This window comes from Parasedimentitalea maritima, from assembly GCF_005771405.1.
In the GTDB taxonomy this organism is placed as follows: domain Bacteria; phylum Pseudomonadota; class Alphaproteobacteria; order Rhodobacterales; family Rhodobacteraceae; genus Parasedimentitalea; species Parasedimentitalea maritima.
In genome coordinates this window covers 144,842-155,522 of record NZ_VAUA01000013.1, presented here as the reverse complement: position 1 = coordinate 155,522, position 10,681 = coordinate 144,842, and the positions used below count along the sequence as shown (strand labels likewise).

The window sequence follows — 10,681 nt, the reverse complement described above, 5'->3', positions numbered from 1 at the left end:
TCTGCGTATCGCAGTATCCGCAGCTTACGTTGAATCTCGCGTTGATCCTTGTTCATGAACATCTCCTTCTTCCCAAATCTGGGAGGTTAAAGGAAATGTCCCGCGAGTAACGGCATTTCTACACCTTTGCGATGTTCAACGACTAGCACACTGGGGACATTCAACACCGTGGTGCCAAGTTGCCACAGCAGCCCGAATTTTCGAGAGCTGATTGGTAATCTAGGGCCACCTCTGTTGAGCCAGAAATCGACTGACGACTGAGGGAGAATACGAGTTTTTGAAGAAACGTTATTAGTTTTCTAAGCGCCTTCTAAGAATTTCAAAGCCAAGTCTGTCCCTCAAAATCGCCAGAAGTTTAGTTTCGAGCTTATGTGTTGTGATTGGAACATCATGGAAAACAACGAAATGCCCAATGGTGTTTCCTGCAGCGTCGCTAACTCGCACTCCAAGATATGAGTCAAACGGCGCAGTGAGGTACCTTTCTTGCTCCGGGTAGGCACCGGCTAAGCCGCTTTGGATGCGAAACTCTTCTTGACTCTCTAACATTTCACATGGTCTGCCCTCATAGGACAAAGCAGTGCCTTCCATTTCATGTAGCCACCGCCCGCCCTCGCAATAAGCGAGGATGCTGAAGGTACTTCTGTCTTGCTGGGAGCATTCGGCCACGAAGACCGCCTTCACACCAAGAAGTTGTTGAATCTGTTCAGCAATGAGGTGAAATACTCCCTTGGAGGAGCCTAAGTCTGGCCCTCGTGCAAGTGCTTCAAGAATTCGCATGGTACGAAGGTTCTCTAGTTCGGTTGCTACCCGAAGCGAGAAATCTCTGATCGTATCGAGGATCTGGTGACACTCGCCAACTGAGGTCTGTTGACGCCAACCTAGCTGTATCAGTCCAATCACTTCACCTTGAGAATTCAAGACAGGATATCCCAGAAAGCTTTCGAGTTTCTTATGCTGCAGCAATTCATCCTTAGGAAACGCGCTTTGAACGTCCTCGTGAATTAAAACGATTTCCGCGCTTTTGATCGCTTCCAAGCAAGGTGTAAAGCAGGCGTCGTACTCAAAGCTCTCAAGGGACTCTCCATCCATCCAGCCCGCCTTAACCTGAATGCGCTCTTCATCGGTAACTCTTAGTTCGCTGATAGCGATGAAGTCTGTTTGGATAACCTCCTGTAAAAGATCGACGAAAGTCTGGAGGAATTCACGACCGGTGCTAGCGGAGAGGAGCTCGAGATCACTTGATGTGGGACGTAGTCTGCCTCCCTCTGTCTGAGCTGCTGGAGAGTTTGAGCTAGCTGAACCGTTTTCCATTACTTTCACTTATTGTTGAAGCACTCATCAAGCATCCTGCACATGTTGGATATCCGAACATCAAGGATGCTACCTCGCTCGATATGCTGTCAAGCTTCAACAAATCTAGGTCGAGTTTCGAAAGTAACTCTATCTGGTTCCGGTTTGGGCCGCCTGCAGTCACCCGTGGCTGCTTCGGCGTCACCCACGTGAAGGATCATGACGTTGCACCGCCGCAAGGCAGGTTCGAGCCCAATGTGTCATCGAAATCGCATTTGATGAGCCGCAGTCTGTCGGTCTTCTTTGCTACCCTTAGACCGGTGCTCTCGTGTTGCCAGCACGCCTTTTAAATCAGCAAATGCTGTTTTCCAAATTTCGGAATCCTTAAATGCAATCAGGTCCGGATTCTCAGCAGCTTCTCGTTCTTCCGGCGACCAATCACTACCTTCAAAAGTTTCCTGAAGTGGTCTCAATGCCTTGAGGTGGCTCAACAGACTTCCAGTATGTAGCTCATTCAGCTCACTCAAAGGAACTGGCTTAGCTGTTTTTAAATTTTCCGGCTTGGCGTTCACTTTCGACATGCAATCTGACAGCTCCTTGTCGACGAAAGTAATACTCCTAGTATCATCGCTCTAGGTAAGAAAGAAAACGATTGTTTCGTCCGCGCTGCCGCCGTCTGGTCCGAAAAATTGCTGTATGGTGTTCGCAATGAACGCTTTTCACGCCGCTACGCCGATCGCTCAGCACTGATGCGGTGTCGAAGGCAAGGGTTTGGAAAGGTCGCAATCTGTGTATTCTGTTGAAAAAACTCCCTCGCAAGAAAAACGCCGCCATAATTCAGAACAACTGTTTCGCTGATGCGCGTCTGGCAAACATTATTCGCAGAATGGTGTGTCAGCGGGAAGGTGTTCCGCCAAAATGAGACCAATTGGCCAAACCCGAGTTTTTCAACAAAATAGGCCGTTTGCTGCCGTTGGGTCAACATCAGTGAACGACTGCAAGGTCCCTCATAGCTGCCATTGAAGAGGCCTGTCCCAGAGGCTTGATTGGAGCACAAAACAGAGACAAAATGCAGGGGAAGGGTCTCTACTTGGGGAACGTCGGGTTTGCAAAGTAATAATGAGCTGGCGCTATGCGAAACCCCAACTATACCGGGCTGAACATTGTCGTCTGATCGCTCGAGCACAGTAAAAAAATGGGGTCGTTAAGTTCATATGGAAAAACGTGACCTGGTTGAGCGGTGGTTTACCAAAATATGGGAGCAGGCCGACATGTCTGCGCTAGATGAGCTACTTTCCGCCTCTGTAGGTGATGGTGGAGCCATTGATGGCATGGTTTTTCCGCGCCATGAACTCCCCGAGTTGGTGAATGTGGTTCGAGAACTCATTGGTCCGCCAAGAGTGCGAATCTTGCGCTTCCTTGAGGATGGCGATTGGTGTTCGACCCATTATGAGATGACGTCAGAGGGCCCAGACAGGCAGATGCCTCTGAGGGTTGAGGGTATGATACTGATTCGTGTCGACAAGGGTCGTATTGCCGAACTTACCACCAAGTTCGACAGTTTCGAATTGTTTGAGCAATTAGGCCAACTGCCACCAGAGGCGCTGGTGACCTGTTTGACTGGGCAAAAACTGGTCTGGGGTTAGGCCTGCTGCGTATCGCGCGGTGGGGGCAGAACCGGGGTCGGGACACTGAGCCCTTCTTCGGCGATCCAATTTGGGAGCTGAAAGGAAGGTTGACCGATGCGTAGCATTGTTTAACCTCCTTTCGTTGGAGGATTTCGATTGGGTAGTCTCCGATTGCTTTTGCGATGTATTGGCTTTGTGCCAAAGTTCTCAGGACATTTTGATGATGATCAGACCATTTTAAAACGGCGACAATTCCGCCGTTATTTCTATCTGGCGTGAAGCGAGCAGTTTAGCACATCCATTTCTGACAGGAGAACAGCTAGACACGGCCGAGGCGATGATCCGTGACCATTTCCAGAACATAGCTGAAACATATATCGCCGAGCTTAGCGGTCAACCGGTTAGGTTTGTCGCGCTGATGGGAAATGAAATTGGCGGGTTGTTTCTTCACCCTAGCTATCACGGGCGGGGTATCGGCAAGGCCCTGGTGGACAAGGCAGTAGAAGTCCGAGGCGAGTTGCATCTTGAGGTATTTAAAGCCAACCCCGTTGGTCGGCGTTTCTATCAAAAATATGGTTTTGTCGAAGGCGCTGAAAAGATGGATCCATTTTTCGGCCATTGGGTGTTGGAGCTGACCTATAGCCCATAAAAGAGCGAGCAACCCGCAGGGCTAGGTCATCGATTGTGATAACAATACGGGCTGCTCTATCCACCTGGGGGATAGGCAGACTGATGAAACTTTAGTGCCGATGGGACCTAAGTCCAGAAAGGTAGCTTCAGCGTTGGATCTTGCTGTTTTGATCAGGCCTTACCACTTGTACGCGGGTAACAAAAAGCCATTACCGCTTGGATCGAATCTGTAGAAATGCCGTTACTCGCGGGACATTTCCTTTAACCTCCCAGATTTGGGAAGAAGGAGATGTTCATGAACAAGGATCAACGCGAGATTCAACGTAAGCTGCGGATATTGCGATACGCAACGCATTTCAGGCGCGATGCCCTCTGTCCAAAGGATTGGGGCCGCTAACATCGGAAATAGGTCTGGTTTCGGTTCGAAGAACACGCCACAGGTCGCATCAAACATCGTTACATAGATTTCTTTGCCCTTAGGGCATCTGGAACTTGTAGCTATGTTCACACTTGCTCGGAAACAGCCTTGAATTTTGCAGACACCCTAAAGCAACCAGATTAGTGCGTCATGGGCCTAACGATACAGCAAAGAGCGGCCATTGTGAAAAATATGAACTTTGCTTGGATCAGCGGTTAGCCGAACTGTCTGCCCCCGAAGGCCGATGTGGATACCTGGTAACTTAGCGATTAGCGGATCCTTCCCCCCTCTGACCTTGAAGTAGAGAACAGTCACTTCTCCTAGCGCTTCTACAATATCTACGGTTCCCTCCATTACCCAGTTTGTGCTCTCGGTACTGACCATATCTTCCGGTCGAACACCCACCTTGACCTTTAACCCAAGGTCGCTGGCCTTGCTTGGCACCGAAGAGGAAACCGTTCCTCCACTCTCCAAGCTTAAGGTGGTGACATCACCAACTTCAACGATTTCAGCAGGGAACAAGTTCATTGCCGGAGAGCCAATAAATTGAGCCACAAACTCGTTCTCGGGTCGCTCATACAAATCCAAAGGTGTGCCTACTTGGGCAATACCCTTGTCCGCCAAAACCACAATCCGGCTGGCTAGTGTCATGGCTTCGACCTGGTCATGAGTGACGTAGATCATTGTGCTGTCCGGCATCGCCTCTTTTAGCTGAGCAATCTCAATCCGGGTGGCCACCCGCAATGCAGCGTCGAGGTTCGATAGAGGCTCGTCAAACAAGTAGACCTTGGGGTCGCGCACAATCGAGCGGCCAATGGCCACGCGCTGGCGTTGCCCACCGGACAAAGCCTTGGGCAATCGATCAAGAAGTGGGTCCAGCTGTAGGGTCTTGGCAACACGTTCAATCGAAGCCTCTATCTCGGCTTTGGGTTTGCCCGCAATCTTGAGTGCAAAGGCCATATTATCGCGCACAGTCATGTGGGGGTAGAGTGCATAAGACTGGAATACCATCGCGATGCCACGTTGGGCTGGTGGGATGTCATTTACGATCTGTCCTTCGATTTCCAATGTACCGGAAGAGATCTGTTCCAAGCCGGCAATCATTCGAAGCAATGTGGATTTGCCACAGCCAGATGGGCCAACAAATACCACCAACTCACCTGTTTTTATGTCGAGGTTGATGTTCTTGAGAACCTCAACGGATCCGGCATAGGTTTTGGCAACGTCGGTCAATTTCAGATTGGCCATTAACTTCTATCTCCTAGTTCGTGTTCAGGTCAGGCGCGCCATGCAGGGCTGCCAGGGCGCTAACTCCACGATGTTTTCTGTTGAAATCTCGGCGCCACCCAGATCCGCGCCGACTGGCTGCCAGTTCCCCAGTGGAAGGGCTATTTGGGTTGGCTCGTCGCTTAGGTTGAACGCACAGAATAACTTGTCGTTGTCCAGTGTTCTGGTAAAGCTGAGAACGTCGCCCGCGGCTTGCATGTTGGTTAGCGCGCCCTTGGCCAGCGCAGGGCTGGATTTCCTGAGCACAATTGCGCGGCGGTAGTGATGCAGGATCGCACCTGCTTCTTGTTCTTGCACAGCGACGGCTCGACCGAGATGTTCAGCGCTGACAGGCAGCCATGGTTTACTGCTAGAAAAGCCGGCATTGCCGTTTGAGGCTTCCCAAGTCATCGGGGTGCGGCATCCATCCCGGCCCTTGAATTGGGGCCAAAATTCAATTCCATAGGGGTCCTGGAGATCTTCAAATGCGACGTCCGCTTCGGTTAACCCCAGCTCCTCTCCTTGGTAGAGGCAAACGGTGCCACGCAGGCACATCAACAGGGTTGTGAACAGGCGCTGTGCTTCGGCTGACAGGTTCCAGCGCGATACATGCCGCATGACGTCGTGGTTGGAAAAGGCCCAGCAGGCCCAGCCATCGGCAGCCACCCGATCCACCTGATCAAAAACTTCGATCACCCGTTCGGCAGTCAGTGGCGCTTGGGCTAAAAACTCAAAGGCATAACACATATGCACAAAGTCGTTTCCGGCGGTGTACTGCCCCAGAATTTCCAAACCCAGCTGCGCATCACCAACTTCTCCGACAGCAGCCTTGTCAGGGTACTCGTTCAGCAGTGAGCGGAAGCGCCGCAAAAAATCGAGGTTCTCGGGTTGGTTTTTTGAGTACAGGTGCTCTTGGTGGTTATAGGGATTTACGGAGGGTGCAATGGTGGCGTTGCGGCGTTCTGGCGACAGTGCCGGATTGTCACGTAGCTGTTTGTCATGGGTGTAGAAATTTATGGTATCAAGGCGATACCCATCTACACCTCGTTCCAGCCAAAAACGGGTTACATTCAGCAGGGCATCCTGGACACCGGTGCAGTGAAAGTTGAGATCCGGCTGGCTGGAGAGGAAATTGTGCAGAAAATACTGCTCACGCCGTGGGTCCCATTGCCAGGCGGAACCGCCAAAAATCGATAGCCAGTTGTTGGGTGGGGTTCCGTCCGGTTTGGGATCTGACCAGACATACCAGTCAGCTTTGTCATTTTCCCGATTACTGCGCGATTCAGCGAACCAGGGATGTTGGTCTGATGTGTGTGACAGTACCAAATCAATCATCACCCGAACACCCAGCTTGTGGGCTGTTTGAACGATTAGATCAAAGTCGTCCAGCGTTCCGAACATGGGGTCGATGTCGCAGTAGTCGCTGACGTCGTAGCCAAAGTCTTTCATTGGTGATGTGAAGAACGGGGAAATCCAGATCGCATCAACCCCCAGCGAAGCAATGTAGGGTAACCGCTGGACGATACCCAAAAGGTCGCCAATCCCATCGCCATTGCTGTCCTGAAAACTGCGCGGATAGATCTGATAGATCACCGCACCGCGCCACCAGTCTGGGTCTGCGGCCAGTATTTGGTCTGGCTGGATTTGGGCATTATTCTTCATGGTCTTAGTTCCGTCAGGAGGAGGGTTATTTAACTGAGCCAGCCAGCAGGCCGCGCACCAGGTATTTCTGCATTGCAAAGAAAACGATCAGGGGAACCGAGATCGATACAAAGGCTGAGGTCGCCAGGATCTCCCAGTTGCCGCCGCGCGTACCTAACATTTCGACGATTTGCTTGGTCATGACTGTTGTTTCGCCGGTCGAGTCGATGAGGAAAACTAGGGCCACAAGTAGGTCGTTCCAAGTCCACAGGAACTGGAAAATTGCAAAACTCGCTAAGGCGGGGAAGCTGAGGGGCAGGACGATCCGGGTGAAGATCTGAAAATCGGTAGCACCATCCACGCGGGCGTTTTCGATGATATCGCGTGGGATGCCGACCATGTAGTTGCGCAACAGATAGATGGCGAGCGGCAGGCCAAAGCCGGTGTGGGCCATCCAGGCCCCCAGATAGCCCTTGCCGATGCCAATTTCATTGTGAACTTTGAGTAGCGGGATCAGCGCCAATTGCAGTGGAACCACCAACAGGCCAACAATGGCCGCAATCAGCAGGGCACGACCGGGGAATTCCATCCAGGCCAGTGCATAAGCGGCAAAGGCGGCGATCAGGATCGGGATGATCGTGGCTGGTATGGTTACGGTCAGCGTGTTGAAAAATGCTTTGGCCATATTGTCAGTCGCGCCGCCGCTGATCAGGATTGTCTCATAGTTCTTGAGGGTGAATTCCGGCGGCACTACGGCGGTTACAAAAACGCGCGGGCCGCGTTTGCCAGAAATTTCTGCATCGCTTTCCAGCCGATAGCTGCCGTCGGCTTGAACAGTGATTTGCCCGCCCTTGCGTAGTGCGGCCTGTTCGTCGGGTTGATAAGCGCTAATATCGCGAGATGAGGTCCCCCAAGCCGAGATTGCCGTGCTCTTGTTGCCCTCGGTGCCAAAGAGATTTCCCTCAATTACGTAGAGCCCGTCGATTTGTACCTGTGTGTCCGGTGCGGCGGTGCGTAGAGTCAGGTTCTGTTCGGTTGGGAACATCGCACGCCACCAGCCGCTGGATCCAATCTGATCTGCTGTTCTGAAAGACGATACAAACAGCCCTAATGTGGGAAACACCCAGAGCCCCACCAGCAATACGACTGAGATGTGTACAGCCCAGGTAAGTGCTGACTTTTGTCCAGCTATTGAACTCATGTCATATCTCCTCAGCGCATTTCGCGGCGGGCGTTTCGGACGTTCCAGATAAGGATTGGCGAGACGAGCAGCATGATGACCATGGCGCTTGCCGACCCGACACCCCAGTCGTTGGCGCGGAACAGTTTGTCGAACATGTAATTGGCCAGAACCTGTGTTTCCCATTGCCCGTTGGTCATGGCGAAAACGATGTCAAAGACCTTGAGTACTACGATGGTGATGGTGGTCCAAACCACCACGATGGTGCCCATGATCTGCGGCATCTTAATGCGAAAGAAGATTTGAAACGGGTTGGCGCCATCAACGATGGCAGCCTCGATGGTTTCCTCTGGAACGCCTCGCAGGGCTGCTGATAGAATGACCATGGCAAAGCCAGTCTGAATCCAGATCAAAACGATCATCAGAAAGATACTGTTCCAGAATGGGATGGTCAGCCATTGCTGTGCTTCGCTGCCGCCAAAGTAAACGTAAATCGCATTCAGTACGCCGATTTGTTCGGCGCCGGGTGGGCGTGCGTCGTAGACCAGTTTCCAGATTACAGCCGCGCCCACGAACGAAATGGCCATCGGCATGAAAATCAGTGATTTGGCAACATTGCCCCAGGCGATCCGATCCGTCAGCTGCGCAGCGAGTAGGCCAAAAGCCGTTGATCCGGCAGGTACAACCAAGAGCCAAAGGAAGTTGTTTTTCAAGGCTTCCCAAAATTTGTCTTCGCCAAGCATTTGCTGGTAATTGTCCAGCCCAACAAAGGCTGAACCGCCACCGGGTAGCCGCTCGGTCAGCGAGAGTCGCAGCGTTTCAACGACGGGGTAGGCGAGGTAAAGTCCCAGCGCCAGCATCGCGGGCAGCAGGAATAGCCAGGGGCGGATGATATTGGCGCGGCGAATGTTGCGGGCGATGTGTTTGCCTCGCGCGGGGAAAATTAGATGATCCAGAATGATGTTGGAGATGTAAAAATACCCAACGCAGCCGCCGACACCAAAGGCGATGGTCAGAATTCCTTGCAAGGCAGGGTGCATATCGTGTTCCGGGCTGTGAAAAAGGGGGGTATGGGCCGCCCTCAACGGTAGGCGGCCCTGAGTTTAGCTCAGAGTGATTACTTCAAAGCGTCCCAGGATTTCTGGATTTCGGCGGCGGCGTCGCCTGCGGATTTGCCGCCTGCATAGTCAACCATGCCAGTCCAGAACGAACCTGCGCCTACGCCGCCCGGCATCAAGTCGGATGCGTCAAAGCGGAAAGTGTCAGCGGACAACAGGATGTCACCCATTTTCCGAAGTGTGTCGGTGGCGTAGATCTCTGTATTAACTCCTTTGTGTGGTGTCAGGAAACCTTGTTGTGCCATCCACAGTTCGTGGGCAATTGGCGATTTCAGGAATTCCATTAAGGCACGGGCACCTTTGGAGTCGTTGGTGATCGACCAAAGGGTGCCAGCCCCCAGAACCGGGCTGCCCAGGTCTTTTCCTGAATAGGCCGGGAAATAGAAGAAATCGGCATCCAAACCAACTTCGGTACCTTCGGGGAAAAAGGCGGGGATGAACGAAGCCTGACGGTGCATCATGCACTGTGATGGGCTGGAGAACAGTCCCTTGGGGCTGTCGCGAAAGTCTGTCGAGGCAACGGAACCTGCACCACCCGACACGTAACTGTCATTGCGGGCAAAATAGCCGAATTCCTCGATGGCACCGACAACGCGCTCATCAGTAAAGGGGATCTCGTTTGAGACCCATTTGTCGTAGACGGCGGGTTCTTGTGTGCGCAGCATCAGGTCTTCGACCCAGTCGGTAGCGGGCCATCCGGTGGCACCGCCAGATCCCAGACCAATGCACCACGGAGTATTTCCGTCTGCTACCATCTGATCGGTCAGCGTTTTCAGGTCTTCCATGGATTCGGGTACGTCATAGCCAAAATCTTCAAAATTCTCTGGCACAAACCAGACCAGAGACTTGACGTCGACCTTGAAGAACATGCCGTACAGGTCGTCCTTGCCGTCGGGGCCTGCAAAGGTGCTGAGATCAACCCAGGAGCTGCCGGCCGCATAGTTGTCGCGCACCCAGTTGGCAGTTTCGTCACCCAGCGGGGCAATAAAGCCGCGTGACGCCATATCAGAGACCAGGCCGGGCTGCGGGAACACTGCGACGTTTGGTGCAGAGCCTGCTTCGGCATCAACCATGATCTGCTGTTCAAAGCTATCAGAGCCGACGTAGCGTACGTCAGCGCCTGTGGCCTCGCCAAAGTAGGCAAGGACGCTTTCGGCCAATTCCTGATCCGGCCCCAGCCAGGGCCCAAAAACGGTGACTTGTTCTCCGTCCAACTGCATGGACTTTAGGGCTTCAAAGCTTTCCCAATTGAAGTCACCTTCTCCGACTGCAAATGGCATTTTGCCCTCGGCGTAAGCTAGGCCCGATGAAAGCGCGATTACACCCGCTGCTGCGAGAAGCTTGGTCTTCATGATTGATCCTCCCATACCGCGCTTAATCAGCGCTTGGTCGTGCTTGCTTTGAAAGTGCTCCAAAGCGGTTTGGTGGCTGGAGGGTTTAAGATTCTCTACGCTCTGTCAATGGTGAATCTTGTAAAGACCCATGTTGATAGTAATATTTGGCCCGAAAT

9 protein-coding genes are annotated in these 10,681 nt (G+C 52.5%); 2 read left to right on the top strand and 7 right to left on the bottom strand.

The genetic code is table 11. From position 1 onward, the window contains the following. Nucleotides 1-291: 291 nt before the first annotated feature. Both FEE96_RS21585 and FEE96_RS21580 read right to left on the bottom strand, forming a co-directional pair. On the bottom strand, nt 292-1,311 hold the full coding sequence (locus tag FEE96_RS21585; protein ID WP_138165204.1) for a GAF domain-containing protein: 1,020 nt from the start codon (nt 1,309-1,311) through the stop codon (nt 292-294). A 239-nt stretch (nt 1,312-1,550) separates the two neighbouring features. Next, nucleotides 1,551-1,871 carry a hypothetical protein gene (locus FEE96_RS21580; protein WP_138165203.1) on the bottom strand — a complete coding sequence of 107 codons (321 nt, stop codon included), beginning with the start codon at nt 1,869-1,871 and terminating at the stop codon, nt 1,551-1,553. 633 nt (nt 1,872-2,504) lie between these two features. On the opposite strand from FEE96_RS21580, the gene FEE96_RS21575 reads away from it, so the two are divergent. After that, the gene (locus tag FEE96_RS21575; protein WP_138165202.1) at nt 2,505-2,936 is read left to right on the top strand and encodes an ester cyclase; all 432 of its coding nucleotides are present in this window, start codon (nt 2,505-2,507) and stop codon (nt 2,934-2,936) included. Between the two features lie 319 nt (nt 2,937-3,255). Next, the gene (locus tag FEE96_RS21570; protein WP_246079543.1) at nt 3,256-3,567 is read left to right on the top strand and encodes a GNAT family N-acetyltransferase; all 312 of its coding nucleotides are present in this window, start codon (nt 3,256-3,258) and stop codon (nt 3,565-3,567) included. A 555-nt stretch (nt 3,568-4,122) separates the two neighbouring features. Here FEE96_RS21570 and FEE96_RS21565 read toward each other — a convergent pair. From FEE96_RS21565 to FEE96_RS21545, 5 genes are all read right to left on the bottom strand, one after another. Beyond that, nucleotides 4,123-5,214: an ABC transporter ATP-binding protein gene (locus FEE96_RS21565; protein ID WP_138165201.1), complete on the bottom strand. Its 1,092-nt coding sequence runs from the start codon at nt 5,212-5,214 to the stop codon at nt 4,123-4,125. A gap of 24 nt (nt 5,215-5,238) precedes the next feature. Further along, entirely contained in the window at nt 5,239-6,894 is a 1,656-nt protein-coding gene (bglA, locus tag FEE96_RS21560; RefSeq protein ID WP_138165200.1) for a beta-galactosidase BglA, read from the bottom strand. A gap of 25 nt (nt 6,895-6,919) precedes the next feature. Beyond that, complete coding sequence (locus FEE96_RS21555) at nt 6,920-8,074, bottom strand: carbohydrate ABC transporter permease (protein WP_138165199.1); 1,155 nt, start codon at nt 8,072-8,074, stop codon at nt 6,920-6,922. Between the two features lie 11 nt (nt 8,075-8,085). Next, nucleotides 8,086-9,093: a carbohydrate ABC transporter permease gene (locus tag FEE96_RS21550; protein WP_138165198.1), complete on the bottom strand. Its 1,008-nt coding sequence runs from the start codon at nt 9,091-9,093 to the stop codon at nt 8,086-8,088. A 77-nt stretch (nt 9,094-9,170) separates the two neighbouring features. After that, on the bottom strand, nt 9,171-10,523 hold the full coding sequence (locus tag FEE96_RS21545; RefSeq protein ID WP_138165197.1) for an ABC transporter substrate-binding protein: 1,353 nt from the start codon (nt 10,521-10,523) through the stop codon (nt 9,171-9,173). Nucleotides 10,524-10,681 lie beyond the last annotated feature (158 nt).

Excerpts from the sequence above, each read along its gene's own strand:
- FEE96_RS21585 (WP_138165204.1), bottom strand. The coding sequence starts at position 1,311 with ATGGAAAACGGTTCAGCTAGCTCAAACTCTCCAGCAGCTCAGACAGAG.
- FEE96_RS21580 (WP_138165203.1), bottom strand. The coding sequence starts at position 1,871 with ATGTCGAAAGTGAACGCCAAGCCGGAAAATTTAAAAACAGCTAAGCCA.
- FEE96_RS21575 (WP_138165202.1), top strand. The coding sequence starts at position 2,505 with ATGGAAAAACGTGACCTGGTTGAGCGGTGGTTTACCAAAATATGGGAG.
- FEE96_RS21570 (WP_246079543.1), top strand. The coding sequence starts at position 3,256 with ATGATCCGTGACCATTTCCAGAACATAGCTGAAACATATATCGCCGAG.
- FEE96_RS21565 (WP_138165201.1), bottom strand. The coding sequence starts at position 5,214 with ATGGCCAATCTGAAATTGACCGACGTTGCCAAAACCTATGCCGGATCC.
- bglA (WP_138165200.1), bottom strand. The coding sequence starts at position 6,894 with ATGAAGAATAATGCCCAAATCCAGCCAGACCAAATACTGGCCGCAGAC.
- FEE96_RS21555 (WP_138165199.1), bottom strand. The coding sequence starts at position 8,074 with ATGAGTTCAATAGCTGGACAAAAGTCAGCACTTACCTGGGCTGTACAC.
- FEE96_RS21550 (WP_138165198.1), bottom strand. The coding sequence starts at position 9,093 with ATGCACCCTGCCTTGCAAGGAATTCTGACCATCGCCTTTGGTGTCGGC.
- FEE96_RS21545 (WP_138165197.1), bottom strand. The coding sequence starts at position 10,523 with ATGAAGACCAAGCTTCTCGCAGCAGCGGGTGTAATCGCGCTTTCATCG.